Origin of the sequence: Pseudomonas sp., from assembly GCF_048269965.1 — a bacterium.
Classification (GTDB): domain Bacteria; phylum Pseudomonadota; class Gammaproteobacteria; order Pseudomonadales; family Pseudomonadaceae; genus Aquipseudomonas.
Genome location: NZ_JBLWTV010000011.1, coordinates 156,749 through 182,569 on the forward strand (window position 1 = coordinate 156,749; position 25,821 = coordinate 182,569).

At 63.4% G+C, this 25,821-nt stretch carries 27 protein-coding genes and 1 pseudogene; 15 read left to right on the forward strand and 13 right to left on the reverse strand.

Annotated features, from left to right (window positions below; genetic code table 11):
• Positions 1-37: 37 nt before the first annotated feature.
• Both gatA and gatC read right to left on the reverse strand, forming a co-directional pair.
• The gene (gene gatA, locus ACN0X6_RS14680; protein WP_417704988.1) at positions 38-1,489 is read right to left on the reverse strand and encodes an Asp-tRNA(Asn)/Glu-tRNA(Gln) amidotransferase subunit GatA; all 1,452 of its coding nucleotides are present in this window, start codon (positions 1,487-1,489) and stop codon (positions 38-40) included.
• 15 nt (positions 1,490-1,504) lie between these two features.
• Positions 1,505-1,792 carry an Asp-tRNA(Asn)/Glu-tRNA(Gln) amidotransferase subunit GatC gene (gene gatC / locus ACN0X6_RS14685; RefSeq protein WP_417704990.1) on the reverse strand — a complete coding sequence of 96 codons (288 nt, stop codon included), beginning with the start codon at positions 1,790-1,792 and terminating at the stop codon, positions 1,505-1,507.
• Positions 1,793-2,031: 239 nt separating this feature from the next.
• On the opposite strand from gatC, the gene mreB reads away from it, so the two are divergent.
• From mreB to tldD, 8 genes are all read left to right on the forward strand, one after another.
• Positions 2,032-3,069, forward strand: coding sequence for a rod shape-determining protein MreB (gene mreB, locus ACN0X6_RS14690; RefSeq protein WP_013714086.1), 1,038 nt, complete (start codon positions 2,032-2,034; stop codon positions 3,067-3,069).
• Positions 3,070-3,221: 152 nt separating this feature from the next.
• Positions 3,222-4,184, forward strand: coding sequence for a rod shape-determining protein MreC (gene mreC / locus ACN0X6_RS14695; protein ID WP_417705023.1), 963 nt, complete (start codon positions 3,222-3,224; stop codon positions 4,182-4,184).
• Positions 4,184-4,672, forward strand: coding sequence for a rod shape-determining protein MreD (mreD, locus tag ACN0X6_RS14700; protein ID WP_417704991.1), 489 nt, complete (start codon positions 4,184-4,186; stop codon positions 4,670-4,672). The genes mreC and mreD overlap by 1 nt, the downstream gene beginning before the upstream one ends.
• A gap of 49 nt (positions 4,673-4,721) precedes the next feature.
• Positions 4,722-5,324 carry a Maf family protein gene (locus tag ACN0X6_RS14705; RefSeq protein WP_417704993.1) on the forward strand — a complete coding sequence of 201 codons (603 nt, stop codon included), beginning with the start codon at positions 4,722-4,724 and terminating at the stop codon, positions 5,322-5,324.
• Positions 5,325-5,427: 103 nt separating this feature from the next.
• Positions 5,428-6,885: a ribonuclease G gene (gene rng / locus ACN0X6_RS14710; protein WP_055983995.1), complete on the forward strand. Its 1,458-nt coding sequence runs from the start codon at positions 5,428-5,430 to the stop codon at positions 6,883-6,885.
• Positions 6,886-6,902: 17 nt separating this feature from the next.
• On the forward strand, positions 6,903-10,724 hold the full coding sequence (locus ACN0X6_RS14715; RefSeq protein WP_417704995.1) for a YhdP family protein: 3,822 nt from the start codon (positions 6,903-6,905) through the stop codon (positions 10,722-10,724).
• A gap of 49 nt (positions 10,725-10,773) precedes the next feature.
• Positions 10,774-11,622, forward strand: a complete 849-nt coding sequence (locus ACN0X6_RS14720; RefSeq protein WP_417704997.1) for a carbon-nitrogen hydrolase family protein — start codon at positions 10,774-10,776, stop codon at positions 11,620-11,622.
• Positions 11,623-11,624: 2 nt separating this feature from the next.
• A complete protein-coding gene (gene tldD, locus ACN0X6_RS14725; protein WP_417704998.1) occupies positions 11,625-13,067 on the forward strand; it encodes a metalloprotease TldD in 1,443 nt (480 codons plus the stop codon).
• 73 nt (positions 13,068-13,140) lie between these two features.
• On the opposite strand, the gene yjgA is transcribed toward tldD, so the two are convergent.
• Complete coding sequence (gene yjgA, locus ACN0X6_RS14730) at positions 13,141-13,659, reverse strand: ribosome biogenesis factor YjgA (RefSeq protein ID WP_055983985.1); 519 nt, start codon at positions 13,657-13,659, stop codon at positions 13,141-13,143.
• Between the two features lie 128 nt (positions 13,660-13,787).
• On the opposite strand from yjgA, the gene pmbA reads away from it, so the two are divergent.
• Positions 13,788-15,134, forward strand: coding sequence for a metalloprotease PmbA (gene pmbA / locus ACN0X6_RS14735; RefSeq protein ID WP_417705000.1), 1,347 nt, complete (start codon positions 13,788-13,790; stop codon positions 15,132-15,134).
• A gap of 56 nt (positions 15,135-15,190) precedes the next feature.
• Here the strand turns inward: pmbA and ACN0X6_RS14740 are convergent, their stop codons facing one another.
• From ACN0X6_RS14740 to ACN0X6_RS14785, 10 genes are all read right to left on the reverse strand, one after another.
• Complete coding sequence (locus ACN0X6_RS14740; RefSeq protein WP_196473743.1) at positions 15,191-15,463, reverse strand: HPr family phosphocarrier protein; 273 nt, start codon at positions 15,461-15,463, stop codon at positions 15,191-15,193.
• 14 nt (positions 15,464-15,477) lie between these two features.
• Positions 15,478-16,335, reverse strand: a complete 858-nt coding sequence (gene rapZ / locus ACN0X6_RS14745) for an RNase adapter RapZ (RefSeq protein ID WP_417705002.1) — start codon at positions 16,333-16,335, stop codon at positions 15,478-15,480.
• A 2-nt stretch (positions 16,336-16,337) separates the two neighbouring features.
• Entirely contained in the window at positions 16,338-16,802 is a 465-nt protein-coding gene (ptsN, locus tag ACN0X6_RS14750) for a PTS IIA-like nitrogen regulatory protein PtsN (RefSeq protein WP_160019466.1), read from the reverse strand.
• 12 nt (positions 16,803-16,814) lie between these two features.
• Positions 16,815-17,123: a ribosome hibernation-promoting factor, HPF/YfiA family gene (hpf, locus tag ACN0X6_RS14755; protein ID WP_003459233.1), complete on the reverse strand. Its 309-nt coding sequence runs from the start codon at positions 17,121-17,123 to the stop codon at positions 16,815-16,817.
• A 99-nt stretch (positions 17,124-17,222) separates the two neighbouring features.
• Positions 17,223-18,716 (reverse strand): RNA polymerase factor sigma-54, encoded by a 1,494-nt coding sequence (locus tag ACN0X6_RS14760; protein ID WP_417705005.1) that lies wholly within the window; start codon positions 18,714-18,716, stop codon positions 17,223-17,225.
• Positions 18,717-18,998: 282 nt separating this feature from the next.
• Entirely contained in the window at positions 18,999-19,724 is a 726-nt protein-coding gene (gene lptB / locus ACN0X6_RS14765) for an LPS export ABC transporter ATP-binding protein (protein ID WP_417705007.1), read from the reverse strand.
• Positions 19,724-20,263 carry a lipopolysaccharide transport periplasmic protein LptA gene (gene lptA, locus ACN0X6_RS14770; protein ID WP_417705009.1) on the reverse strand — a complete coding sequence of 180 codons (540 nt, stop codon included), beginning with the start codon at positions 20,261-20,263 and terminating at the stop codon, positions 19,724-19,726. Before lptA ends, lptB begins: the two co-directional genes overlap by 1 nt.
• Complete coding sequence (gene lptC, locus ACN0X6_RS14775; protein WP_417705011.1) at positions 20,250-20,816, reverse strand: LPS export ABC transporter periplasmic protein LptC; 567 nt, start codon at positions 20,814-20,816, stop codon at positions 20,250-20,252. Before lptC ends, lptA begins: the two co-directional genes overlap by 14 nt.
• 8 nt (positions 20,817-20,824) lie before the next feature.
• The gene (locus ACN0X6_RS14780) at positions 20,825-21,346 is read right to left on the reverse strand and encodes a KdsC family phosphatase (RefSeq protein WP_417705013.1); all 522 of its coding nucleotides are present in this window, start codon (positions 21,344-21,346) and stop codon (positions 20,825-20,827) included.
• Positions 21,346-22,320 (reverse strand): KpsF/GutQ family sugar-phosphate isomerase, encoded by a 975-nt coding sequence (locus ACN0X6_RS14785; protein WP_417705015.1) that lies wholly within the window; start codon positions 22,318-22,320, stop codon positions 21,346-21,348. Before ACN0X6_RS14785 ends, ACN0X6_RS14780 begins: the two co-directional genes overlap by 1 nt.
• A gap of 245 nt (positions 22,321-22,565) precedes the next feature.
• Here ACN0X6_RS14785 and ACN0X6_RS14790 point away from each other — a divergent pair, with 245 nt between their 5' ends.
• The 6 genes and pseudogenes from ACN0X6_RS14790 to ACN0X6_RS14815 all read left to right on the forward strand — a co-directional run.
• A complete protein-coding gene (locus ACN0X6_RS14790; protein ID WP_021488074.1) occupies positions 22,566-23,375 on the forward strand; it encodes an ABC transporter ATP-binding protein in 810 nt (269 codons plus the stop codon).
• Complete coding sequence (mlaE, locus tag ACN0X6_RS14795) at positions 23,375-24,172, forward strand: lipid asymmetry maintenance ABC transporter permease subunit MlaE (protein WP_160019472.1); 798 nt, start codon at positions 23,375-23,377, stop codon at positions 24,170-24,172. Before ACN0X6_RS14790 ends, mlaE begins: the two co-directional genes overlap by 1 nt.
• Entirely contained in the window at positions 24,172-24,642 is a 471-nt protein-coding gene (mlaD, locus tag ACN0X6_RS14800; protein WP_017678927.1) for an outer membrane lipid asymmetry maintenance protein MlaD, read from the forward strand. The genes mlaE and mlaD overlap by 1 nt, the downstream gene beginning before the upstream one ends.
• 14 nt (positions 24,643-24,656) lie before the next feature.
• Positions 24,657-25,289, forward strand: coding sequence for an MlaC/ttg2D family ABC transporter substrate-binding protein (locus ACN0X6_RS14805; protein ID WP_417705025.1), 633 nt, complete (start codon positions 24,657-24,659; stop codon positions 25,287-25,289).
• Positions 25,286-25,594 carry an STAS domain-containing protein gene (locus ACN0X6_RS14810; RefSeq protein ID WP_417705017.1) on the forward strand — a complete coding sequence of 103 codons (309 nt, stop codon included), beginning with the start codon at positions 25,286-25,288 and terminating at the stop codon, positions 25,592-25,594. The genes ACN0X6_RS14805 and ACN0X6_RS14810 overlap by 4 nt, the downstream gene beginning before the upstream one ends.
• 117 nt (positions 25,595-25,711) lie before the next feature.
• A pseudogene (locus tag ACN0X6_RS14815) lies at positions 25,712-25,821 on the forward strand (BolA family transcriptional regulator); the annotation flags it as partial.

Below are 25,821 nucleotides of genomic sequence, written 5' to 3' on the forward strand. Positions count from 1 at the left end.
CTCGTCATGAACGAGAAGGGAAGAGGGGAGGGCTGTCTCAGAATCCTGCGGGCGTCGCTTTATGCCAGTCGCTGACCTGCTGGTACTGGTGCGCGACATTCAGCAGACGACCTTCCTGGAAGTAGTTGCCGAGCAACTGCACGCCCACCGGCAGACCATCGACGAAACCAGCCGGCATCGACAGGCCGGGGATGCCGGCCAGGTTGGCGGTGATGGTGTAGATGTCTTCCAGGTAGGCGGACACCGGATCGGCGTTCTTCTCGCCGAGTTTCCAGGCCAGGTTCGGCGTGGTCGGGCCGAGGATCACGTCGACGTCCTTGAAGGCGGCGACGAAGTCGTTCTTGATCAGTCGACGAATCTGCTGGGCCTTGATGTAGTAGGCGTCGTAGTAGCCGGCGGACAGCGCGTAGGTGCCGACCATGATGCGCCGCTTGACCTCGGCGCCGAAGCCTTCGCCGCGCGAGCGCTTGTACAGGTCTTCGAGGTTGACCGGGTTCTCGCAGCGGTAGCCGAAGCGCACGCCGTCGAAACGCGACAGGTTGGAGCTGGCCTCGGCCGGTGCGATCACGTAATAGGCGGGGATCGCGTGCTGCATGTTCGGCAGGCTGATGTCCTTGACCGTGGCGCCGAGCTTTTTCAGCGTCTCGACCACGGCCATCACCTTCTCGCCGATGCGCGCGTCGAGGCCGGTGCCGAAGTATTCCTTCGGCAGGCCGATACGCAGGCCGGTCAGCGGTTGGGTCAGCGCCGCGAGGTAGTCATCGACCGGCTGATCGACGCTGGTGGAATCCTTGGCATCGAAACCGGCCATGGCGCCGAGCAGCAGGGCGCAGTCTTCGGCAGTGCGGGCCAGCGGGCCGCCTTGGTCGAGGCTGGAGGCGTAGGCGATCATGCCCCAGCGCGAGACGCGGCCGTAGGTGGGCTTGATGCCGGTGAGGTTGGTCAGCGCCGCCGGCTGGCGGATCGAGCCGCCGGTATCGGTGCCGGTGGCAGCCGGCAGCAGGCGTGCAGCAACGGCGGCAGCCGAGCCGCCCGAAGAACCGCCCGGTACGCGGCTGGTGTCCCAAGGGTTCTTCACCGGGCCGTAGTGGCTGGATTCGTTGGCCGAGCCCATGGCGAATTCGTCCATGTTCAGCTTGCCCAGGGTGACGGTGCCGGCGGCCTTGAGTTTCTCCACCACGGTGGCGTCATAGGGCGCCTTGAAGCCGGTGAGGATCTTCGAGCCGCAGGAGGTCAGCACGCCGTTGGTGCAGAACAGGTCCTTGTGAGCGATCGGCGCGCCGAGCAGCGGGCTGTTTTCGCCGGCAGCGCGACGAGCGTCGGCGGCCTTGGCCTGGTCGATGGCCAGGTCTTCGGTGACGGTGATGAAGCTGTTGAGCTGCGTGTCGAGCTGCGCGATGCGCGCCAGCAGGCTGCGGCTCAGCTCTTCGGCGGAGAATTGCTTGGCGGCGAGGCCACGGGCGATCTCGGCCAGGGTCAGTTGATGCATGTCGAGCCCTTTCCTTTATTCGATGACTTTCGGCACGAGGTACAAGCCGCTTTCCACAGCCGGAGCGATGGCCTGGTAGGCGTCGCGCTGGTTGCTCTCGTTGACCACGTCGGCACGCAGGCGCTGGGTGGCTTCCAGCGGGTGGGCCAGGGGTTCGATACCCTGGGTGTCGACGGCCTGCATCTGGTCGATCAGGCCGAGAATGCTGTTCAGGGTCTCGGTGGTTTGCGGAATATCGCCTTCATTCAGACCCAGGCGGGCCAGGTGGGCGATTTTTTCCACCTCGGAGCGTTCAAGCGCCATCGGGGGTTCTCCAGTGGAAGTGTGACAGAGGGGGCATCGCTGGGCGGCTGCAGGGAACGTATGTCGCGAGCCAGCGGTCAAAGGCCGCGATGTGCAGCTACAAGGCCCGGAAAAACAGGCAATCTACCATATTGCCGCCTTGCTCAAAATCCCTGCCGTTGTTAGAGTTTGCCGCACTTTTTACCTGCGCGTTTTCCGCGCCTGGCCTTCACCCACGCGTTGCCTAGGGTCCCTTCCTAATGTTCAAGAAACTGCGTGGCATGTTTTCCAGCGATCTGTCGATCGACCTGGGCACTGCCAATACCCTTATTTATGTGCGCGAGCGCGGTATCGTCCTGAATGAACCGTCCGTGGTCGCCATCCGTACCCACGGCAACCAGAAGAGCGTCGTGGCCGTCGGCACCGAGGCCAAGCGCATGCTCGGCCGTACGCCTGGCAACATCTCCGCGATTCGCCCGATGAAAGACGGCGTGATCGCCGACTTCAGCGTCTGCGAGAAGATGCTGCAGTACTTCATCAACAAGGTTCACGAGAACAGCTTCCTGCAGCCGTCGCCGCGCGTGCTGATCTGCGTGCCGTGCAAATCGACCCAGGTCGAGCGCCGCGCCATTCGTGAATCGGCCCTCGGCGCCGGTGCCCGCGAAGTGTTCCTGATCGAAGAGCCGATGGCCGCTGCCATCGGTGCCGGCCTGCCGGTCGAGGAGGCGCGCGGTTCGATGGTCGTCGATATCGGCGGCGGTACCACCGAGATCGCCCTGATTTCCCTGAATGGCGTGGTCTATGCCGAATCCGTCCGTGTCGGCGGCGACCGTTTCGATGAAGCCATCATCACCTACGTGCGCCGCAACTACGGTTCGCTGATCGGTGAAGGCACCGCTGAACGCATCAAGCAGGAAATCGGCACCGCCTATCCGGGCGGCGAGATTCGTGAAGTCGACGTACGCGGCCGCAACCTGGCCGAGGGCGTACCGCGCAGCTTCACCCTGAACTCCAACGAAGTGCTCGAAGCGCTGCAGGAATCCCTGGCGACCATCGTCCAGGCGGTCAAGAGCGCGCTGGAGCAGTCGCCGCCCGAGCTGGCCTCGGACATCGCCGAGCGCGGCCTGGTGCTGACTGGTGGTGGCGCACTGCTGCGTGATCTGGACAAGCTGCTGAGCCAGGAAACCGGTCTGCCGGTGATCGTTGCCGAAGACCCGCTGACCTGCGTCGCCCGTGGCGGCGGCAAGGCCCTGGAAATGATGGACCGCCACGCCATGGACCTGCTCTCCACCGAGTAAGGGGTTCGCTAGTGGCTCGCTGTCGTGCCGCCTCCGGGCGGCACGCGCATATTCGAGCATTGCAGTACACTCGGCCCAACCTTCGCCTGACCGGTTTGCCTTTCGCATGAATTCGCGCGCTTTCCGCCCCTGTGGCGCACGAGGAGCAGGTCATTAAGCCGCTCTTCGCCAAAGGTCCCTCGCTGGGCATTCGTCTGTTGGTATTTGCCGTGCTGTCGGCGGTGCTGATGGTGGTCGATGCCCGCTTCGAGACCCTCAAGCCGATGCGCAGCCAGATGGGGCTGGTGCTCACGCCCTTCTACTGGCTGGCCGATGTGCCCGTTCGCGTCTGGGATGGGGCGACTCAGCAGATTTCCTCGCGCAGCGAGCTGATGGCCGAGAACGAGAAGCTCAAGGCCGAGGCTCTGCTGCTGCAGCGTCGCCTGCAGAAGCTGGCAGCGCTGACCGAGCAGAACGTGCGTTTGCGCGAACTGCTCAACTCCGCCGCGCTGGTGGACGAGGAAGTGTTGGTCGGCGAACTGATCGGCGTCGATCCCAACCCCTATACCCACCGCATCCTCATCGACAAGGGCGAGAAGGATGGCGTGTTCCTCGGTCAGCCGGTGCTCGATGCGCGTGGCCTGATGGGCCAGGTGGTCGAGATCATGCCCTACACCTCGCGCGTGCTGTTGCTCACCGACAACACCCACAGCATCCCGGTGCAGGTCAACCGCAACGGGCTGCGTGCCATCGCCGTCGGCACCGGCAATCCGGAGCGCCTGGAGCTGCGCCACGTCGCCGACACCGCCGATATCAAGGAGGGCGATCTGCTGGTCAGCTCCGGCATGGGTCAGCGCTTCCCGGCCGGTTACCCGGTGGCCACGGTCAAGGAAGTGATTCACGACTCCGGCCAGCCCTTCGCCATCGTCCGCGCCGTACCCACTGCCGCGCTCAATCGCAGCCGCTACCTGTTGCTGGTGTTCTCCGACCGGCGCACGCCCGAGCAGCGTGCCAACGATTCCGCCGAGGCCCAGGAAGCCGCCGACCGCGAAGCCGAGCAGGCACGCAATGGCGAGCAGGTGCCAGCGCAGAATGACGCACCGGCCGAAGACGCCCCTGCACAGGAGACGAACTGATGGCTGGTGTACTGCCTCGCAATGGCTGGGTGATCTGGCTGAGTCTGGCGCTCGGTTTGTTGCTCAGCGTTTCGCCGCTGCCCGATTTCATGCAGGTCGGCCGTCCGCTGTGGGTCGCCCTGATCCTCACCTACTGGGTCCTGGCCCTGCCGCATCGCGTCGGCATGACCTCCGCCTGGATTCTTGGCCTGGCGCAGGATGTGCTGTTCGGCACCCTGCTCGGGCAGAACGCCTTGATCCTGACGCTGATCACCTTTCTGGTGCTGAGCCTGCATCAGCGCCTGCGCATGTTCCCCATGTGGCAACAGAGCATGGTGTTGATGGTGGTGTTCGGCCTCGCCCAGCTGGTTCAGCTGTGGCTCAATGCGCTGACGGGTAGCCGCCCGCCAACCCTGGCCTTCGTCTTGCCGGCACTGGTCAGTGCCCTGCTGTGGCCCTGGATCTGCGCCATCCTGCGCGGTCTGCATCTGCGCCTCAACGTCAACTGAACGCAGCCTGCCGTGCGGCTGGCTGCGGTTCGCCAAGGGAGATACCCGCATGGCCGAGCTGTTTCTGGCCTCCGCCTCGCCCCGCCGCCGTGAATTGCTGGCTCAGATCGCTGTGCCTTGCGTCACGCAAATCGCCTCGATAGATGAAAATCCTTTGCCAGCCGAACCCGCGGCAGCCTATGTAGAGCGCCTGGCGCGTGAGAAAGCGCGCGCCGGTCTGCTCGCCCTGGGCGGGCGTGACGATGCCGTGGTGTTGGGCGCCGATACCGCTGTGGTGCTCGATGGACGCATTCTTGGCAAACCGGCGGACCTCAATGAGTCGCGTGTCATGCTTCAGGCCTTGTCGGGGCGCAGCCATCAGGTGCTGACGGCTGTGGCGCTGGTCGGTGACGGCCGCGAAGCGGCGCGAGTGGTCAGCAGCGAGGTGAGCTTTCGTCCCATCAGCGAGGCGGAAATCGAGGCGTACTGGGCCAGCGGCGAACCATGTGACAAAGCGGGCAGTTATGGTATCCAGGGGTTGGCAGCCGTGTTCGTCAGCCAATTGCAGGGCAGCTATTCGGCAGTGGTCGGTCTGCCGCTGTGCGAAACTGCCGAGCTGCTTGGCGAATTCGGTATCGCCTGCTGGCAGTTGCCGGCGCAAGGGCGGCGCTGAGAGCCCCGGCGGTGGCTGCACAGGTAGTTTTTTGGCGTGCCCGAAAGCTTGAGTCCGCGGGGCGGTGCAGTAGCCCGGCCGGCATGATCACCAGGATGGATGCATGAGCGAAGAGATTCTGATCAATATCACGCCGATGGAGTCGCGCGTGGCGGTGGTGGAAAACGGCGTGCTGCAGGAAGTGCACGTCGAGCGCACGCAGAAGCGCGGCATCGTCGGCAACATCTACAAGGGCAAGGTGGTGCGCGTGCTGCCTGGCATGCAGGCGGCCTTCGTCGATATCGGCCTGGAGCGTGCGGCCTTCATCCATGCTTCCGAGATTTCCACCCGCGAGGGGACTGCGGTGGAGCCGATCAGCGCGCTGGTTCACGAAGGGCAGAGCCTGGTGGTGCAGGTCACCAAGGACCCCATCGGCAGCAAGGGCGCGCGTCTGACCACGCAACTGTCGATTCCTTCGCGTTATCTGGTGTACATGCCACGCACCAGTCATGTCGGTATTTCCCTGAAGATCGAAGACGAAGCCGAGCGCGAGCGCCTCAAGCAGGTGGTCGCCGATTGCGTTGCCGCCGAAGGCATCGAGGAAGCCGGTGGCTTCATCCTGCGCACGGCGGCCGAAGGGGCCGGCGCTGACGAAATTCTGATCGACATCCGTTATCTGCGGCGCCTCTGGGACCAGATCGGTGCGCAGATCCAGAACTGCAAGGCGCCCACGGTGATCTACGAGGACCTGTCCCTGGCGCTGCGTACCCTGCGTGACCTGGTCAGCCCGCGCACCGAGAAGATTCGCGTGGACTCGCGGGAAACCTTCCAGAAAATCACCCAGTTCGTCGCCGAGCTGATGCCGGAAATTGCCGATCGTCTCGAGCATTACCCTGGCGAACGGCCGATCTTCGACCTGTACGGTGTCGAGGACGAAATCCAGCGTGCACTGGAGCGCAAGGTGCCGCTGAAGTCCGGCGGCTATCTGGTGGTCGACCCCGCCGAGGCGATGAGCACCATCGACGTCAACACCGGCGCCTTCGTCGGCCATCGCACCCTCGAAGAAACCATCTTCAAGACCAACCTCGAGGCGGCCACGGCCATTGCCCGCCAGCTGCGTCTGCGCAACCTGGGCGGCATCATCATCATCGACTTCATCGACATGGAGGACGAGGAGCATCAGCGCCAGGTGCTGCGTACCCTGGAGAAGCAGCTCGAGCGTGATCACGCCAAGACCAACATCATCGGCATCACCGAGCTCGGCCTGGTGCAGATGACCCGCAAGCGTACCCGCGAAAGCCTCGAGCAGATTCTCTGCGAGCCCTGCACGGCCTGTCAGGGACGCGGCAAGTTGAAGACGCCGGAGACCATCTGCTACGAGATCTTCCGCGAGATTCTGCGCGAGGCTCGTGCCTACCAGGCGGAAAGCTACCGCGTGCTGGCCAATCAGAAGGTGGTCGATCGCCTGCTCGATGAAGAGTCGGGCAACGTCGCCGATCTGGAAGCCTTCATCGGACGTACCATCAAGTTCCAGGTGGAAACCATGTATTCCCAGGAACAGTACGACGTGGTGCTGCTCTGAGCACGGCGGCTGTCGAGGTGAACGCCCTGGCGCGCCTGTTTTCGGCGCTGCTGCGCTGGGGCCTGGGTCTTTGCGCCGCCTTGCTGGTGCTGGCTGCGCTGTACGTCAGCCTGGGCCGTGAGCTGGTGCCGCTGGTGGCCGAATACCGGCTCGAACTGGAGGATCGTGCCACGGCGCAGTTGGGTGTACCGGTGCGTATCGGTCGCCTCGAAGGTCATTGGCAGGGTTTTGCCCCGGTGCTGGTGGCGCATGACGTGCATCTGGGGGACGAAGAGCAGGGCCTGAGCCTGGAACGCGTGCAGCTGGTGCCGGATGTGGGCGCTAGCCTGCTGGCACGCCAGCCGCGTATCGCCCACCTGCAATTCGATGGCCTGCAACTGAACGTGCAGCAGAACGCCGAAGGTGGCTGGCAGTTGCAAGGTTTGCCACAGCGCAGCGGGCCCGAGCTGAATGTCGAACAGCTACTGGAACAGTTGCAGGTCGTGCACCGCATCAGTCTGCTCGACAGTCGTGTGGTGCTGCAGCCGCTCGATCAGGAGCCGCTGCTGCTCAGCTACGTCAACCTTAGCCTGCGCTATGGCAGCAACAGTCAACGCCTCGACGGCCGCTTGCTGCTGCCCGATGGTCAGCCGGTGGCGCTGCGTTTGCGCACGCGCATGCAGCCCAAGACCTGGCGCGAGGCGCAGTCCGAGCTTTATCTGAGCCTGCCGCAGAGCGACTGGGCGACCTGGCTGCCCAAGTCGCTGTTCGGCGACTGGCAGGTGCAGCACCTGCAAGCCGGCGGCGAGCTGTGGCTGGAGGGCCGTGGCCTGACCCTGGACAAGGGCGCCATGCGCCTGCATGCCCCCGAGTTGGTCGGCGGTCAGGCCAAGCACAAGGCCGTGACGCTCAAGGACCTGGCCTTCAACGCCTTCTTCACGCAAGACAAGCAGGGCGTGCGGGCGCAGATCGACTCCCTGGCGCTGACCCATGGCGAGCAGCGCATCGGCGAGTTGCACCTGAACCTGAAGCAGAGGGATGTGGGCGAAAGTGACGAGCGCTGGGCGCTGACGGCCGACCGCCTCGATCTGGCGGCCTGGGCGCCATTGGTGCAGGCGCTGGTGCCGATGCCCGATGCCGCGCGCGATGGTTTGGTCGCGCTGGCTCCGGTGGGTGCGCTCAACAACCTGTTGCTCGACTATTACCCGCAGCGTGAAGGTGCCGAGCGCCTGCAGTTCGCCACCAATCTGGACAAGGTGGGCATTCAGGCCTATCGCGGTGCGCCGGCTGCCGAGAATGTCAGCGGCAGTGCCTCGGGCAACCTGTTCAAGGGCGAACTGCGTCTGAACAGCGAGAATTTCGCTCTGCATCTTGATCAACTGTTTCCCGAACCCTGGCGCTATCGCCATGCCCAGGCGCGGTTGAGCTGGGACTGGAGTGAAACCGGCCTGACCCTGTACAGCCCTTACATGCGCGTGGATGGCGAGGAAGGACAGGTCGCCGGTGACATGCTGATCCGCCTGCTGCGCGATCCCGAGGCCGAAGACTACATGGACCTGCGCGTCGGCATGCGTGACGGTGATGCGGCCTACACCGAGAAGTACCTGCCGAGCCGCGCGCCCGGCATGAGCGCCGAGCTCGATCATTGGTTGAAGACGGCGATCCGCGCGGGCCATGTCGAAGAGGGCTACTTCCAGTATCAGGGCTCGCTGAACAAGGGCGCAGCATTGGGCGCGCGCAGCCTCAGCCTGTTCTTCAAGGTCAAGGATGCCGAACTGGCGTTCCAGCCCGGCTGGCCGTCGCTGCGTGAGGGCGTGGGCGAGGTGTTGATCGAGGATGATGCAGTGCGCGTGCGCCTGCAGAGCGGGCGTTTGCTGGACAGTCAGGTCAATGACGTCACAGCCAATATCCCCTTGCGCCATGATGGCAAGCCACCGCGCCTGGCGCTCGATGGCGAGGTGCAGAGCAGCCTGGGTGACGCCATCAAACTGTTGCAGGAAGCGCCTCTGGGCACAGCGGGAATCTTTGCCGGTTGGCAAGGTGAAGGGCCTCTGGCTGGGCGTCTGAAGCTGGATATTCCGTTGCAGAAGGGGCAGCCGCCCGGTGTGGTGGTGGACTTCGCCACCGAGGGCGCGAGCCTCAAACTGGCCAATCCCGCCCTGCAACTGAGCAAGGTGCAGGGTGCGTTTCGCTTCAATAGCGCAGCCGGATTGAGCGCGCCGGACGTGCGCGCCGAGGTCCTCGGGCGTCAGGTGCGCGGCACTATCCGCGCCGAGGGCGCGCGTGGGCAGGCGCGTACGTTGTTCGATCTGCGTGGACAGGTCCAGGTCGATGCCCTCAGTCAGTGGCTGGGCGGGCCGCAGAAGTTGCCGGCCAGCGGACTGCTGCCTTATCGCCTGCGCCTGACCCTGGATGGCGATGACAGCAAGCTGCGCGTCGATTCCAATCTGCGCGGTGTGGCGATCGATCTGCCTGCGCCCTTCGGCAAGACGGCGCAGCAGGAGCGTGATGCCGACTGGCGCATGACCCTTTCCGGGCGCGAGCGTCGTTACTGGGCGAACTATGGCGAGCTGGCCAGCCTGAGCCTGGCCGCTCCCCCGGGGGCGCTGGCTGACGGCCGCGGAGAAGTGGTGCTCGGTGGTGGCGCGGCCGGTCTGCCTCCCGATCAGGGGCTGCGAGTGCGTGGGCGCCTGGATGAACTGGACCTGGATGCCTGGAAGCAGCTCGGCAGCCAACATCCGGTGAAGGTGGATGCCGACAGCCAGCGCCTGTTTCGCAGCGCGCGACTGGATGTCGGGCGGTTTCGTGGTTTTGGTCAAGAGGTCGAGCAGCTGACGCTTGGCCTGGCACGAGAGGGCCGGGGCTGGGTCTTGCAACTCGACAGCGAGTTGGCAGCCGGGCGTGTGCTGCTGGCCGATGCCGAGGGGGTGCCTATTCGTATCGATCTGCAGCACGTGCGGTTGCCGGCGCCAGATCCTGAGGCGACGAAAGTCAGCGATGCGCCCGATCCTCTGGCCGATATCGACCCCAGGCAGATTCCGCCGCTGGATATCGCCATTGAGCGCGTGCAGCGCGGTGACAAGGTGCTGGGCGCCTGGTCGCTCAAGGTCAGGCCCGAAGCACAGGGCGTTCGCTTCGAGGAGCTCGACCTCGACCTGCAGGGGTTGAAGATCGGGGGCAGCGCCGGTTGGCGTGGTACGCCGGGCAACACCAGCAGTTGGTACAAGGGGCGCCTGCAGGGCGAAGACCTGAGCAAGGTATTGCTGGCCTGGAACTTCGCCCCGAGCGTCACCAGCGAGAGTTTCCGTGTGGACGCCGACGGCAGCTGGCTCGGTTCGCCGGCCTGGTTCTCGCTCAAGCGCTTCTCCGGCAATCTCGACGCCTCGCTGCGCAAAGGTCAGTTCGTCGAAGTGCAGGGCTCGGCCCAGGCGCTGCGCGTGTTCGGCCTGCTCAACTTCAACTCCATTGGTCGCCGCCTGCGTCTGGACTTCTCCGACCTGCTGGGCAAGGGGCTGAGTTACGACCGGGTCAAGGGCAACCTGCAGGCGACCAATGGCCTGTTCGTGACGCATGAACCGATCACCCTGAGCGGACCTTCGAGCAATCTGGAACTCAATGGCAATCTCGACATGAACAACGAGCGCATCGACGCCAAGCTGCTGGTGACCCTGCCGGTGACCAACAACCTGCCGCTGGCGGCGCTGATCGTCGGCGCCCCGGCGATTGGTGGGGCGCTGTTCGTGGTGGACAAGTTGCTCGGCGACAAGGTCGCCCGCTTCGCCAGCGTGCAGTACGACGTCAAGGGGCCGATGCAGGACCCGCAGATCAGCTTCGACAAGCCCTTCGAAAAACCGCAATGACCTGCTCTCTTGGCGTACGCTGTTACACCAAGCCGCAAAGAGTGTCGCCATGAATCTCGCTGTAATCCAGATGGTCAGTCAGGACGACGTGCAAACCAACCTGCGTCTGGCTCGCCGTATGCTGGAGCGTGCCGCGCAGGGCGGTGCGCGCCTCGCCGTGCTGCCCGAGAACTTCGCTGCCATGGGCCGTCGCGACCTGGCTGCCATCGGCCGCGCCGAGGCGTTGGGCGAGGGGCCGATCCTGCCCTGGTTGAAACGCGCTGCGCGTGACCTCAGCTTATGGATAGTGGCCGGCACCTTGCCGCTGCCTGCGGACGATGATGCCGACGGCAAACCGCACGCCTGCTCACTGCTGATCGATGATCAGGGGGAGCGTGTGGCCCGTTATGACAAGCTGCACCTGTTCGATGTCGAGGTGGCCGACAACCGCGGCCGTTATCGCGAGTCCGACGATTTCGCCCATGGCCAGCGCGTCGTGGTGGTCGATACACCGGTGGGGCGCCTGGGCATGACGGTGTGCTACGACCTGCGCTTCCCCGAGCTGTTCGGTGCGCTGCGCGAAGCCGGCGCCGAGCTGATCAGCGTGCCGGCAGCGTTCACTGCCGTGACCGGTGCGGCGCACTGGCAGGTCCTGACCCGTGCCCGCGCCATCGAAACCCAGTGCTATGTGCTGGCGGCCGGCCAGGGCGGCGAGCATCCCGGTCAGCGTCTGACGTTCGGCCACTCGGCGATCATCGACCCATGGGGGCAGGTGCTGGCCGAACAGGATCAGGGGGAAGGGGCCTTGCTGGCTCCCCGCGATGCCGCCGAGCAGGCGAACATTCGCCAACGCATGCCGGTGCAGCAGCACCGCCGAATCTTTTCATCGGACGTACCCCGTCCGATCGTTGTGGAGTGACCATGAATACGATGTTGCAATCCGTCAGCGAGCATCTGCTTGCGCCCGGTAACCTGACGTTCGACAGCCTCGGCAGTGTGCTGGGTGAAGTCGCAGGCCCAGGTATCGATGCCGCCGACCTGTACTTTCAAAGCCAGGTTTCGGAAACCTGGGTGCTGGAAGATGGCATCGTCAAGGAAGGCAGTTTCAACCTCGATCAGGGCGTTGGTGTACGCGCCCAGTCCGGTGAGAAAACCGGTTTCGCCTACAGCAACGCCATCAGCCTCGATGCGCTGACGCAAGCTGCCCAGGCCGCGCGTTCGATCTCGCGTGCCGGCCAGCAGGGCTGCGTGCAGGCTTTCGTCAGCCCGCAAGTGACTCAGCTGTATGCCGAGGGCAACCCGCTGGATGTCATGAGCCGCGCCGAGAAGGTCGAACTGCTGCAACGCATCGACCGCGCCACGCGCGCGCTCGACCCGCGCATCAAGCAGGTCACCGTGAGCCTGGCCGGCGTCTGGGATCGCATTCTGGTCGCTGCCCATGACGGCAGCCTCAGCGCCGATATCCGTCCGCTGGTGCGCTTCAACGTCAGCGTCATCGTCGAGCAGAACGGCCGCCGCGAGCGTGGTGGTCATGGCGGCGGCGGGCGTACCGACTACCGCTACTTTCTCGATGAAGACCGTGCCATGGGCTACGCCCGCGAGGCACTGCGCCAGGCGCTGGTCAATCTGGAGGCCATCGCCGCCCCCGCAGGCAGCATGCCGGTGGTGATGGGCGCTGGCTGGTCCGGCGTGCTGCTGCACGAAGCGGTCGGCCATGGCCTGGAAGGCGACTTCAACCGCAAGGGCAGTTCGGCCTACAGCGGCCAGGTCGGCCAGAAGGTCGCTTCCAGCCTGTGCACCATCGTCGACGACGGCACCCTGGCTGGCCGTCGCGGCTCGCTGAGTGTCGACGACGAAGGCACGCCGACCCAGTGCACCACGCTGATCGAGAACGGTGTGCTCAAGGGCTACATGCAGGACAAGCTCAATGCCCGCCTGATGGGCGTGGCCGCCACCGGCAACGGGCGTCGCGAGTCCTACGCGCACCTGCCGATGCCGCGCATGACCAACACCTACATGCTGGCTGGCGAGAGCGATCCTGAGGAAATCATCCGTTCGGTAAAGAAGGGCATCTACTGCGCCAACCTTGGCGGCGGCCAGGTGGACATCACCAGCGGCAAGTTCGTGTTCTCCACCAGTGAGGCCTACCTGATCGAGGACGGCAAGATCACGGCGCCGGTCAAAGGCGCCACCCTGATCGGCAATGGCCCGGAGGCCATGAGTCGCGTGTCCATGGTCGGCAACGATCTGGCGCTGGACAGTGGTGTCGGCACGTGCGGCAAGGATGGCCAGTCGGTGCCGGTCGGTGTCGGTCAGCCGACGCTGAAGATCGACGCGATCACCGTTGGCGGCACTGGTGCGTAGAGCCGACAATAGCCGGGGGCGCCGTGCGCACCAGCGGCTGGCGAAGAGTCGGTGCGCATGGCGCACCCTAAGGTCAGCGCAATCCGCGGTGGATTTCGTCGAGCTCGCGGATGTACTTGAACACCTTGCGCGCCGCAGCCGGCGGCTTGTTGCGCGCGGCTTCGTGCTGGGCATGACGGACCAGGCCGCGCAGGTGCTGGACGTCAGCGTCGGGGTAGAGCTCGACGAAGCTCTCCAGCGCGCTGTCGCCTTCGGCGATCAGGCGGTCGCGCCAGCGCTCGAGAGCGTGGAAGCGTTCGTTGTACTCGCGGGTGGAGCTGTCCACCTGGTCGAGCATGGCGACGATCGCGTCGACATCCTGTTCGCGCATCAGCTTGCCGATGAACTGGATGTGGCGTTTGCGCGCGGCATTGGCGGTATGTTTCGGCGCTTCGGCGAGCGCGCGGCGTAAGGCATCGGTCAGTGGCATCTTGGCCAGCAGATCCGCCTTGAGCGTGGTCAGTCGCTCGCCAAGATCCTGCAGGGCATGCAGTTCGCGTTTGACCTGGGATTTGCTCTTCTCCAGGGAGAAGTCGTCGTAGGAATCAGACATGGGGTGGGTCCAGAGGGAAACGCCGCCATGATAGCAGTAACCGTGACTGCCGGCCCGCAGCGGGCAGTCGAGAGCAGGCCTTGGATTTCGTACGGAAAGTGCCTGCGCCAAGATAATCGGGAGTGGTTATGAGTGAAGTAGAACGCATCGGGCCGCAGGCCTTGCCAGCGTTGCAAGAGCAGGTGGAGGCAATTCTCGCCGAGGCCAGGCGCCAGGGTGCCAGCGCCTGCGAGGTCGCGGTCTCGGCTGGTCAGGGGCTGTCCACCACGGTGCGCCAGGGCGAGGTGGAAACCGTCGAGTTCAATCGCGACCAGGGTTTTGGCATCACGCTGTACGTTGGCCAGCGCAAGGGCTCGGCCAGCACCTCGGCCACCGGTATCGAGGCCATTCGTGAGACCGTGGCGGCGGCCCTGGCGATTGCCAAACATACCAGCGAAGACGAGTGTGCCGGTCTGGCCGATGCCGCGCTGATGGCCCGTGAGCTGCCTGAGCTGGACCTCTATCACCCCTGGTCGATCACCCCGGAGCAGGCGGTGGAGCAGGCGCTGGCCTGTGAAGCTGCGGCTTTTGCGGCTGACGCGCGGATCAGGAACGCCGATGGCACCAGCCTCAATACCCATCAGGGTTGTCGCGTGTATGGCAACAGCCACGGGTTCGTCGGCGGCTATGCCAGCACCCGCCACAGCCTGAGCTGCGTGATGATCGCCGAGGGTGAGGGGCAGATGCAGCGCGACTACTGGTACGACGTCAATCGCCAGGGTGAACTGCTGGCCGATGCCAAGGGTATCGGCCAGCGCGCCGCCGAGCGTGCGGTCAGCCGTCTGGGTGCGCGCCCGGTGCCGACCTGCGAAGTACCGGTGCTGTTCGCTGCCGAGCTGGCCGGTGGGCTGTTCAGCCACCTGCTGGCGGCCATTTCGGGGGGCAACCTGTATCGCCAGTCCTCGTTCCTCGAAGGCGCGCTCGGTCAGCGTCTGTTCCCCGAGTGGCTGAGCCTCGACGAGCGTCCGCACCTGCCGCGCGCGCTCGGTAGCGCGACCTTCGACGGCGATGGCCTGGCCACCTACGCCAAACCGTTCGTGGAGAAGGGCGAGCTGGTGTCCTACGTGCTCGGCACCTATTCCGGGCGCAAGCTGGGTTTGCCGAGCACCGCCAACTCCGGTGGTGTGCACAACCTGTTCGTCACCCATGGCGATGAGGATCAGCAGGCGCTGATTCGCCGCATGGGCCGTGGCCTGCTGGTCACCGAACTGATGGGCCAGGGCTTGAACCTGGTCACCGGCGACTATTCCCGTGGCGCGGCGGGCTTCTGGGTGGAGAACGGTGAAATCCAGTTCCCCGTGCAGGAGGTGACCATTGCCGGCAACCTGCGCGACATGTTCCGCCAGATCGTCGCGGTCGGGCGCGATCTGGAGCGGCGCGGCAATATCTGCACTGGCTCGGTGCTGATCGAGAAGATGACGGTCGCCGGTAGCTGAGGCTGCTAGAAACGAAAAGGCCACCCGCGGGTGGCCTTTTCGTTCGTGGGGTGATGCTACTCGCCTTCGTCGAAGTAGTTCTCGATCAACGCAACCAGCGCATCGAGAGCCTCGTGATCCTGTTCGCCTTCGGTCAGCAGGTGCACGTTGGTGCCCTTGCCGGCGGCCAGCATCATCACCGCCATGATGCTCTTGCCGTCTACCAGGCTTTCGGCGCTGCGGCCGATGCGCACCTGGCAGGGGTAGGTGCTCGCTACGCCGACGAACTTCGCTGCAGCACGGGCATGCAGGCCAAGTTTGTTGATGATGGTGATTTCACGTGCTGGCATCGCGGCAGGATTCCTTAGCTGAGGTCGCGGTGACGCACCTGGACGTTCTTCAGCGAGTCTTTGAGTGCCTGGCTCAGGCGGTTGGCCAGGTACACCGAGCGGTGGTGGCCACCCGTGCAGCCAATGGCGATGGTGACATAGGCGCGGTTGCTGGCGGCGAAGCGTGGCAGCCATTTTTCCAGGTAGGCGAGGATATCCTGATACATCTCTTCGACCTCCGGTTGCGCGGCCAGATAGTCGATCACCGGTTGATCCAGTCCGGAATGATCGCGCAGTTCCGGTTTCCAGTACGGATTGGGCAAGCAGCGCGCATCGAACACCAGGTCAGCATCCACTGGCATGCCACGTTTGAAACCGAAGGATTCGACCAGAAAGGCGGTGCCAGTCTGCGTCTGGCCCAGCAGGCGTAGCTTGAGCGTATCGCGCAGCTGGTAGAGATTCAGGCGGGTGGTATCGATCTTCAGATCGGCACGATCGGTGATCGGTGCCAGCAGCTGGCTTTCGTAGGCAATGGCCTCGGCCAGCGAGCGATTGTCGTTGGTCAGCGGGTGTCGTCTGCGCGTTTCGGAAAAACGCTTGAGCAGCGTTTCGTCTTCGGCATCGAGATACAGCACGTCGCAATGGATACTGCGCTTGCGCACTTCGTCGAGCAGTTCCGGGAAGCGTTTGAGCTGGCTCAGCAGGTTGCGCGCATCGATGGATACGGCCACCTGCGGCAGCAGCATGTCGCTATGCGGCAGGAAGCGCTCGGCAAGATCCGGCAGCAGGCCGGCCGGCAGGTTGTCGATGCAGTAGAAACCGTTGTCCTCAAGTACATCGAGGGCGGTGCTCTTGCCCGAGCCCGAGCGACCGCTGACGATGATCAGGCGCATGTTTATTGACCGTTCTGAATGTCCACGACGACCTGATAGAGATCTTCGCCGCTGTTGGCCTGGCGCAGACGTTCACGTACATCCTGGCGATCGAGCATGCTGGCGATCTGGCGCAGCAGTTCGAGATGCGCATCGGTGGCCGCCTCCGGCACCAGAAGCACGAACAGCAGATCGACCGGCACGCCGTCGATGGCGTCGAAGTCGACTGCCGTCTCCAGGTGCAGGACAGCACTGATCGGGGCACTGCAGCCGGCCAGGCGGCAGTGGGGAATGGCGATGCCGTTGCCGAAGCCGGTAGAGCCGAGCTTCTCGCGGGCGATGAGGCTTTCGAAGATGTCCTGGGCATCCAGGTCGGGCAGATCGCGCGCAACCACATTGGCGATCTGTTCGAGCACGCGTTTCTTGCTGCCGCCCGGCACGTTCACCAGGGAACGGCCGGGGGTCAGGATATTTTCAAGTCGGATCATGGATAGGGAATGTTAGCGGGCCGTGGCGCCTTGCAGGCGTTCGAGCTGCTTTTCCTTGTGCTTGATGAGTTGACGGTCGAGTTTATCGGCCAACAGGTCGATGGCAGCGTACATATCCTGGTGTTCGGCGTTGGCGACGACTTCGCCGCCAGCGATGTGCAGGGTGGCTTCGATCTTCTGCTTGAGTTTTTCGACCTCCATGGTCACCTGTACGTTGGTGATCTTGTCGAAGTGGCGTTCCAGTCGGCCCAGTTTCTCGCCGATATAGTCACGCAGGGCGTCGGTCACATCCAGCTGATGTCCACTGATGTTGACTTGCATACCGCTTTCTCCTTGTTGCCTTGTGTAAGAGACGGGTCTGGTTCGACCCGCCGCCGGAACACGTTGGCCTGAAGGCCTGAGGCCTTCAGTCGATCTGGCCTACATCAGTCGCTTGCGCTCACTGGAGGGCGCTATGCCGAGGGACTCGCGATACTTGGCGACCGTCCGACGGGCGACTTGGATGCCTTGTGCCTCCAGTAAACCAGCGATCTTGCTGTCGCTCAACGGCTTTTTCGCGTTTTCTGCTGCAACCAGTTTTTTGATGATCGCGCGGATCGCGGTGGACGAGCATTCTCCGCCTTCAGAGGTGCTGACGTGGCTGGAGAAGAAATATTTCAGCTCGTAAATACCGCGCGGTGTGTGCATGAATTTCTGCGTGGTGACGCGTGAAATCGTCGACTCATGCATGCCCACCGCTTCGGCGATGTCGTGCAGCACCAGGGGTTTCATCGCCTCATCGCCGTAGTCGAGGAAGCCACGCTGGTGCTCGACGATCTGCGTGGCCACCTTCATCAGCGTTTCGTTGCGGCTCTGCAGGCTCTTGATGAACCAGCGGGCTTCCTGCAACTGGTTGCGCATGAAGGTGTTGTCGGCACTGGAGTCGGCGCGTTTGACGAAGCCGGCATACTGCGGGTTGACCCGCAGGCGCGGCATGGCTTCCTGGTTGAGTTCCACCAGCCAGCGTTCGTTGTGCTTGCGCACGATCACGTCGGGCACCACGTATTCCGGCTCGCTGGATTCGATCTGCGAACCTGGACGCGGATTCAGGCGCTGGATCAGGTCGATGACCTGGCGCAGTTCGTCTTCCTTGAGCTTGGTGCGGCGCATCAGCTGGGCGTAGTCGCGGCTACCGAGCAGCTCCACGTAGTCGCCGACCACGCGTTGGGTCTCGCTCAGCCAAGGCGTGCCGGCAGGCAGCTGGCGCAGTTGCAGCAGCAGGCATTCGCGCAGGTCGCGGGCGCCGATACCGGCCGGTTCGAACTGCTGGATGCGGTGCAGCACCACTTCCACTTCGTCCAGTTCGACATCCAACTCGGGGTCGAAGGACTCGGTGACTTCCTCGAGCGTTTCTTCGAGGTAACCGTCGTTGTTGATGCAGTCGATCAGGGTGGCCGCGATCAGGCGATCCTTGTCCGACATGGGCGCCAGGTTCAGTTGCCAGAGCAGGTGGCTGTGCAGGCTCTCGCCGCTGGACGTGCGGGTGGTGAAGTCCCACTCGTCATCATCGTTGCTGGGCAGACTGCTGGCGCTGGTCTGGTAGATGTCTTCCCAGGCCGTGTCGACTGGCAGCTCGTTGGGAATACGCTCGCCCCACTCGCCTTCTTCCAGGTTATCCACCGTGGGGGTGGTTTCCTGGTAGCTCTCTTCCTTGCTCGGGGTCGGGGTGGCGCTTTCGGCGCCATCAGCCATTGGATCGCTGTTGTCGAAGTCGTCGCCGTCTTCCTGGCGCTCGAGCATGGGATTGGATTCCAACGCCTCCTGGATTTCCTGTTGCAGGTCCAGGGTAGACAGTTGGAGGAGGCGGATAGCCTGTTGCAGCTGCGGGGTCATCGTCAGCTGCTGGCCCATCTTGAGGACTAGCGATGGTTTCATTGCAGACCTTAATTTACTGGCGAGTTACGCCTTCCACATCAGGGCGCCGAAGCGCCGCCAGGAAGCAAATTATATGCCTGAATTTCTCGTTTTTGCCTAGGGGGTGCAATATTTCTGTAGCGAAATAGTAGGCGGCCTACAGGTTGTGTGAACGCGTAGCGAGCGAAGGTGACAGGCGAGAAATCGCAGTTTACGGCTGTAAATGAGCATTTCGGACTGGGCTCGCACGCGACGTTGTTTTTGACGCAGCAGCACCGAGCGCAGTAGTTTTCACGCCGCCTGTCACAGGCGGAATTCATGGCCCAGATAGACCTCTTTCACCGTCTGGTTGGCGAGGATGGCCTCGGCGTCACCCTCGGCGATCAGCTGTCCATCGTTGACGATGTAGGCGGTCTCGCAGATGTCCAGGGTTTCGCGCACGTTGTGATCGGTGATCAGGATGCCGATGCCCTTGGTCTTGAGGTGATGGATGATCTGTTTAATATCGCCCACCGAGATCGGGTCCACCCCGGCAAAGGGTTCGTCGAGCAGGATGAACTTGGGGTTGGTCGCCAGGGCCCGGGCAATTTCCACGCGGCGTCGCTCGCCGCCGGACAGGCTCATGCCGAGACTGTCGGCGATATGGTGGATATGGAACTCCTGCAGCAGGCTTTCCAGTTCCGCCTGGCGCCCGGCGCGGTCCAGGTCCTTGCGCGTTTCGAGAATGGCCATGATGTTGTCGGTTACCGACAGCTTGCGGAAGATCGAGGCTTCCTGCGGCAGGTAGCCGATGCCAGCGCGCGCGCGGCCGTGCATGGGCTGATGACTGACGTCGAGGTCGTCGATCAGCACGCGGCCCTGGTCGGCGCGCACCAGGCCGACGATCATGTAGAAGCAGGTGGTCTTGCCTGCGCCGTTGGGGCCTAGCAGGCCAACGATCTGACCGCTTTCGATGCTCAGGCTGACGTCACGCACGACCTGGCGGCTCTTGTAGCTTTTCGCCAGGTGTTGGGCTTTGAGAATGGCCATTACTGCTGCTGATCCGCGGAGTTGTTCTTCGGTTGGATGACCATGTCGATACGTGGGCGCGGCGTGCTGACGTTGCCGCCTGTCGCGCGGCCGGCGTTGACGATCTGGCGGCGGGTGTCATAGACGATTTTCTCGCCTTCGAAGGTATTGCCTTCCTGAATCACCTTGGCCTGGTCGATCAGTACGATGCGCTCATTGCTGGCGAAGTACTGGATGGTCTTGCCGTAGGCCTTGACGATGTCCTTGTCCACGGCCGGCTTCTGCTCGTAGTAGGCCAGGTTGCCGACCGAGGTGAATACATCGATGTCGCCAGTGGCGGTCTGGGTGATGGTGACGGTGTCGCCTGTGATCTTCAGGGTGCCCTGAGTGATGATCACGTCGCCGCGATAGACGGCTACACCTTGCTTGTCATCCAGTTCGGCGCTGTCGGCCTGGATACGGATCGGTTGATCGCGATCCGATGGCAGTGCCCAGGCAGCCGCGCTTCCCAATGCGGCGCCGAGGCTGAGAATCAGGGGGAGGGTATTAACGAACCTCATGCTGGCCTCTTACGTTGGACTGCAGGATCATCCTGCCGTCATTCAAGTACGCTTTCATTCCTTGTGCCGTGGTCACCCCGTTGGCCGCGACGATTCTAACGGCTTGCTCGGTCTGCGCATATTCCTTGTCAGGAATAACGGTCATGCGGCTGCTGGTGATGACGGTGGGGCGGTTCTTGGCGTCGGTGCGGGCGATGCGCACGTCGTCGATCAGTTCTACCTCGACGCCACCAGGCGAGACTTCGGCACGCTGACTGGTGACTTCCCAGGGTAGCTCGGTGCCGCGATAGAGCTCCAGCTTGGGGGTGTCGATCAGGGTGATGTCGGTGCTTTTGACGTGCTCGAGCTTGTCCGCGGTCATGCGGTAGTGCAGTTTGCCGTCATCCTGGAACTGCACGGTGCGTGCGCCCATCGCGTAGAAGTCGACGACGTTGTCATCGCTGGCCTGCTGGGCCTGGCGTGCGCTGTCCGGGGCGAGGTTCCAGTAGCCGAGTGCGGCCACGACGACTGCAATCAGGGCAAAGATCAGGGTGTTGAGGATTTTACGCGGCATGCTGTTCTCTAGAGGTAGGCGGCCTGAGCCGCATCCAGTGTGCCCTGGGCACGCATGATCAGTTCGCAGAACTCTCGCGCCGCACCATCACCGCCGCGCGCCTGGGTTACGCCGTGGGCGTGCTGGCGCACGAATCCGTCGGCGCTGGCCACGGCCATGCCCAGTCCGACGCGACGAATCACCGGGAGGTCCGGCAGGTCGTCGCCGAGATAGGCGACCTGTTCATAGCTTAGGCCGAGTTCGGCGAGCAGGCCGTCGAGTACCACGAGTTTGTCCTCGCGGCCCTGGAACAGGTGCTGGATGCCGAGGTTGTTGGCGCGGCGCTCGACCACCGGGGTCTTGCGTCCGCTGATGATGGCGGTGCGCACCCCCGAGTTGATCAGCATCTTGATGCCGTGGCCGTCGAGTGTGTTGAACGTCTTGAACTCAGTGCCGTCTTCGAGGAAGTACAGGCGACCGTCGGTGAGTACGCCGTCGACGTCGAAGATCGCCAGCTTGATGGCGCGGGCGCGTTGCTGCAGGTCGTTCATCACATTACTCCGGCGCGCAGCAGGTCATGCATGTTGAGGGCGCCGACCGGGTTGTCCAGGTCGTCGACCACTACCAGTGCGTTGATCTTGTGGTCTTCCATGATCTTCAGGGCTTCGGCCGCGAGCATCTCGGCGCGAGCGGTCTTGCCGTGCGGCGTCATGACCTCGTCGATCGATGCCTGGCGCACGTCGATGCCCTTGTCCAGGGTGCGGCGCAGATCGCCGTCGGTGAAAATGCCGGCGAGGCGGCCGTCTTCCTCCAGAACCACGGTCATGCCCAGGCCTTTCTGGGTCATTTCCAGCAGGGCATCGCGCAGGCTGGTGCCGCGGCGTACGCGTGGCAGGGCGTCGCCTGCGTGCATGACGTTTTCCACTTTCAGCAGCAGGCGCCGGCCAAGGGCACCGCCCGGATGGGAGAAGGCAAAGTCTTCGGCGGTGAAGCCGCGCGCTTCGAGCAGGGCGATGGCCAGAGCGTCACCCAGCACCAGGCTGGCGGTGGTCGAGGAGGTCGGCGCCAGGTTCAGCGGGCAGGCTTCCTGCGAGACGCGTGCGTCCAGGTTGACTTCGGCAGCCTTGGCCAGTGGCGAGTCCGGGTTGCCGGTCATGCTGATCAGACGGATACCGAGGCGTTTGATCAGCGGCAGCAGGGTGACGATCTCGGCGGTCGAGCCCGAGTTCGAGAGCGCCAGGACGATGTCGTCCCTGGTGATCATGCCCATGTCGCCATGGCTGGCTTCTGCCGGGTGAACGAAGAAAGACGTGGTGCCGGTGCTGGCCAGGGTTGCAGCGATCTTGTTGCCGATATGCCCGGACTTGCCCATGCCAACCACGACCACGCGGCCCTTGCAGCCGAGAATCAGCTCGCAGGCCTTGATGAAATCGGCATCGATACGGGGCAATAGCTCTTGCACCGCTTCAAGTTCGAGGCGGATGGTGCGCTGCGCGGAATCAATCAGGTCGCGGGTCTGGTTCATGCTGGGCAAGGCTGTCGGGCGAAAAAAGACGAGGATTATAACGGGAAAAGCTTTCCGCGCTCACCCTTGCTTCGCGCAAAGCAATATCTAAGCTGTCGCAAGTCTGAACGTTGAGCTGTGGCGCTATTGGGCGGTCTGTTCGGCAAATGCTATAGTTCGCGGCCATTTTGGCCCCTCTGGCTGGCGCGTGTCCTTGCTTCTGGAGGCGGCGTCTGCCAGGAAGGCCTGATTTTCAAGGAGTTCAGATGAGCGCCGAGCACGAGTACGCGATCGAGTTGCAGGGCGTCAGTTTTCAGCGTGGCGCGCGATCGATTTTCGACAAGGTCGATATCCGCATACCGCGCGGCAAGGTGACCGGCATCATGGGGCCATCCGGCTGCGGCAAGACCACGCTGCTGCGCCTGATCGCCGCTGAGCTGCGTCCTTCTGCCGGCGATGTTCGCGTAGCTGGCGTCAGCCTGCCGAAGCTGTCGCGCGACGAGTTGTTCGACATGCGCAAGCAGATGGGCGTGCTGTTTCAGAGCGGTGCGCTATTCACCGACCTCGATGTGTTCGAGAACGTCGCCTTTCCACTGCGCGTGCATACCCAGCTGCCGGAAGAAATGATCCGCGACATCGTCCTGATGAAGTTGCAGGCCGTTGGCCTGCGCGGAGCGCTGGAGCTGATGCCGGACGAGTTGTCGGGGGGCATGAAGCGCCGTGTCGCGCTGGCCCGTGCCATTGCGCTCGATCCGCAGATCCTGCTGTACGACGAGCCGTTCGTCGGTCAGGACCCCATCGCCATGGGCGTCCTGGTGCGCCTGATCCGCCTGCTCAACGACGCGCTGGGGATCACCAGCGTGGTGGTTTCTCACGACCTTGCAGAAACCGCCAGTATCGCCGATTACATCTATGTCGTCGGTGATGCGCAGGTGCTGGGGCAGGGCACACCGGCCGAGCTGATGGAGTCGGATAATCCACGTATTCGTCAGTTCATGAAGGGCATTCCGGATGGTCCGGTGCCGTTTCATTTTCCAGCGCCTGACTACCGCGAAGATCTGTTGGGGAGAGGTTGATGCGCAGAATTTCACCGCTCGAACGCCTGCGGCTGTTCGGTCGTGCGGGTATCGATGTGGTCGCGACGCTGGGGCGTTCGGTGCTGTTTCTGGTCAGCGCGCTGTGCGGCCGCAGCCGTGCCGGCAAGCCTTTGCAGCTGTTGATCAAGCAGCTGTTCGCGGTTGGCGTGATGTCGCTGGCGATCATCGTCGTCTCCGGCATTTTCATCGGCATGGTGCTGGCCCTGCAGGGTTACAACATCCTGGTCAGCTATGGCTCCGAGCAGGCCGTGGGGCAGATGGTCGCCCTGACCCTGCTGCGTGAACTGGGCCCGGTGGTCACCGCGCTGCTGTTCGCCGGTCGCGCCGGTTCCGCGTTGACCGCCGAAATCGGCAACATGAAGTCCACCGAGCAACTCTCCAGTCTGGAGATGATTGGCGTCGACCCGCTCAAATACATCGTCGCGCCGCGGCTATGGGCCGGCTTCATTTCCATGCCGCTGCTGGCGATGATCTTCTGCGTGGTCGGCATCTGGGGGGCGGCGATGGTCGCCGTGGATTGGCTGGGCGTTTACGAGGGCTCGTTCTGGGCCAACATGCAGAACAGTGTTTCCTTTTATGACGACGTGCTCAATGGCGTGATCAAAAGCATCGTCTTCGCCTTCGTGGTGACCTGGATCGCCGTGTTCCAGGGTTACGACTGCGAGCCTACTTCCGAAGGCATCAGCCGCGCGACCACGCGCACCGTGGTGTATGCCTCGCTGGCCGTACTTGGCCTGGATTTCATTCTGACCGCTTTGATGTTTGGAGATTTCTGATGCAAAACCGCACGCTGGAGATTGGTGTCGGCCTGTTCCTCATGGCCGGTGTACTGGCCCTGCTGCTGCTGGCCCTGCGCGTCAGCGGCCTGAGCGTCGGTAGCGCTGGTGATACCTACAAGGTCTACGCCTACTTCGACAACATCGCCGGACTGACCGTGCGCGCCAAGGTCACCATGGCTGGCGTGAGCATCGGCAAGGTCACTGCCATCGATCTGGATCGTGACAGTTACATGGGCCGGGTGACCCTGGAGCTCGATGGCGGCGTCAATAACCTGCCTGAGGATTCCACGGCGTCGATCCTGACCGCTGGGCTGCTCGGCGAGAAATACATCGGCATCAGCGTTGGTGGTGACGAGGAGGTGCTCAAGGACGGCAGCACCATCCACGACACGCAGTCCTCGCTGGTGCTGGAAGACCTGATTGGCAAATTCCTGCTCAATTCGGTCAATAAAGATGAAGCCAATTGATGAGGGCTCCTGACATGCTCAAGACCGTGCGTAATTCCCTGCTGGCGTTGCTGGCTACCATGCCGTTGCTGGCCATCGCTGCGCCAAGCGCCCATGAGGTGGTGCAGCAGACCACCGAAACCCTGCTGGCAGATCTGCAAGCCAACAAGGAGCAGTACCGCAGCAATCCCAATGCCTTCTACGACTCGCTCAACGAGATTCTCGGCCCGGTGGTGGATGTCGAGGGTATCGCCCGTGGCGTGATGACCGTGCGCTACTCGCGCCAGGCTTCGCCTGAACAGATGAGCCGCTTTGAGGAGAACTTCAAGCGCAGCCTGATGCAGTTCTATGGTAATGCCCTGCTCGAATACAACAATCAGGACATTCGCGTGCTGCCAGCCAGCGGCAGGGACGAGGGCGAGCGCACGTCGGTCGGTATGGAAATTCGCGATGGCAAGGGCGTGGTCTATCCGCTGTCCTACACCATGGTGTCGATGGATGGTGGCTGGAAGTTGCGCAACGTGGTGATCAACGGCATCAACGTCGGCAAACTGTTCCGCGATCAGTTCGCCCAGTCCATGCAGAACAACCGTAACGATCTCGACAAGGTCATCGACACCTGGGCCGATACCGTGGCCAGGGCGCGTCAGGCGCGAGGCGAATCGTGAGTCAGGCGAGCATCAGCGAGCGCGCTGCTGGGCAATTGCAGCTCAGCGGTGTGCTCGATTACAGCACCGGGCCGCTGCTGCGTGAGCAGGGCGCGCGGCTGATTGCCGCCAGCAGTGCCGCGCATCTGGCGCTCGACTGCAGCACGGTGGAAAAGTCCAGCAGTGTCGGTCTGGCGCTGCTGCTGGCGTTCATGCGTGATGCGCGCAAGGCCGGGCGTGAGCTGACGATCAGCGCGCTGCCCGACGACATGCGCGAGATCGCTCAGGTCAGCGGCGTGCTGGAATTGCTGCCGCTGCAATCGTGAAGCGCTTCCCGTCGTTCCGTCAGTGCCGTTGCCGGCGGGGTTCGCAGGCGGGAGGCTTTTTTGTATGATGGCCGACCCGCGGGCTCAGGTGCCCGAATGCGTCAGTCGAGGTCGAGCATGCAGGCTGCAGAAGTAAAAAGCCTCCTAGAGGAAAAACTCCCGAATACCCAGGTGGAAGTCGAAGGCGAAGGCTGCAACTTCCAGCTCAACCTGATCAGCGACGAACT

What these genes read in the sequence shown, in the direction of transcription:
- ptsN (WP_160019466.1), bottom strand. Translation starts at nt 16,802, where the DNA reads ATGATCCGACTTGAAAATATCCTGACCCCCGGCCGTTCCCTGGTGAAC.
- lptB (WP_417705007.1), bottom strand. Translation starts at nt 19,724, where the DNA reads ATGGCCATTCTCAAAGCCCAACACCTGGCGAAAAGCTACAAGAGCCGC.
- mlaE (WP_160019472.1), top strand. Translation starts at nt 23,375, where the DNA reads ATGCGCAGAATTTCACCGCTCGAACGCCTGCGGCTGTTCGGTCGTGCG.
- ACN0X6_RS14785 (WP_417705015.1), bottom strand. Translation starts at nt 22,320, where the DNA reads ATGAACCAGACCCGCGACCTGATTGATTCCGCGCAGCGCACCATCCGC.
- ACN0X6_RS14790 (WP_021488074.1), top strand. Translation starts at nt 22,566, where the DNA reads ATGAGCGCCGAGCACGAGTACGCGATCGAGTTGCAGGGCGTCAGTTTT.
- gatC (WP_417704990.1), bottom strand. Translation starts at nt 1,792, where the DNA reads ATGGCGCTTGAACGCTCCGAGGTGGAAAAAATCGCCCACCTGGCCCGC.
- mreB (WP_013714086.1), top strand. Translation starts at nt 2,032, where the DNA reads ATGTTCAAGAAACTGCGTGGCATGTTTTCCAGCGATCTGTCGATCGAC.
- tldD (WP_417704998.1), top strand. Translation starts at nt 11,625, where the DNA reads ATGAATACGATGTTGCAATCCGTCAGCGAGCATCTGCTTGCGCCCGGT.
- rapZ (WP_417705002.1), bottom strand. Translation starts at nt 16,335, where the DNA reads ATGCGCCTGATCATCGTCAGCGGTCGCTCGGGCTCGGGCAAGAGCACC.
- mlaD (WP_017678927.1), top strand. Translation starts at nt 24,172, where the DNA reads ATGCAAAACCGCACGCTGGAGATTGGTGTCGGCCTGTTCCTCATGGCC.
- ACN0X6_RS14760 (WP_417705005.1), bottom strand. Translation starts at nt 18,716, where the DNA reads ATGAAACCATCGCTAGTCCTCAAGATGGGCCAGCAGCTGACGATGACC.
- yjgA (WP_055983985.1), bottom strand. Translation starts at nt 13,659, where the DNA reads ATGTCTGATTCCTACGACGACTTCTCCCTGGAGAAGAGCAAATCCCAG.
- rng (WP_055983995.1), top strand. Translation starts at nt 5,428, where the DNA reads ATGAGCGAAGAGATTCTGATCAATATCACGCCGATGGAGTCGCGCGTG.
- ACN0X6_RS14720 (WP_417704997.1), top strand. Translation starts at nt 10,774, where the DNA reads ATGAATCTCGCTGTAATCCAGATGGTCAGTCAGGACGACGTGCAAACC.
- hpf (WP_003459233.1), bottom strand. Translation starts at nt 17,123, where the DNA reads ATGCAAGTCAACATCAGTGGACATCAGCTGGATGTGACCGACGCCCTG.
- ACN0X6_RS14780 (WP_417705013.1), bottom strand. Translation starts at nt 21,346, where the DNA reads ATGAACGACCTGCAGCAACGCGCCCGCGCCATCAAGCTGGCGATCTTC.
- lptA (WP_417705009.1), bottom strand. Translation starts at nt 20,263, where the DNA reads ATGAGGTTCGTTAATACCCTCCCCCTGATTCTCAGCCTCGGCGCCGCA.
- ACN0X6_RS14705 (WP_417704993.1), top strand. Translation starts at nt 4,722, where the DNA reads ATGGCCGAGCTGTTTCTGGCCTCCGCCTCGCCCCGCCGCCGTGAATTG.
- ACN0X6_RS14805 (WP_417705025.1), top strand. Translation starts at nt 24,657, where the DNA reads ATGCTCAAGACCGTGCGTAATTCCCTGCTGGCGTTGCTGGCTACCATG.
- gatA (WP_417704988.1), bottom strand. Translation starts at nt 1,489, where the DNA reads ATGCATCAACTGACCCTGGCCGAGATCGCCCGTGGCCTCGCCGCCAAG.
- mreD (WP_417704991.1), top strand. Translation starts at nt 4,184, where the DNA reads ATGGCTGGTGTACTGCCTCGCAATGGCTGGGTGATCTGGCTGAGTCTG.
- ACN0X6_RS14740 (WP_196473743.1), bottom strand. Translation starts at nt 15,463, where the DNA reads ATGCCAGCACGTGAAATCACCATCATCAACAAACTTGGCCTGCATGCC.
- lptC (WP_417705011.1), bottom strand. Translation starts at nt 20,816, where the DNA reads ATGCCGCGTAAAATCCTCAACACCCTGATCTTTGCCCTGATTGCAGTC.
- pmbA (WP_417705000.1), top strand. Translation starts at nt 13,788, where the DNA reads ATGAGTGAAGTAGAACGCATCGGGCCGCAGGCCTTGCCAGCGTTGCAA.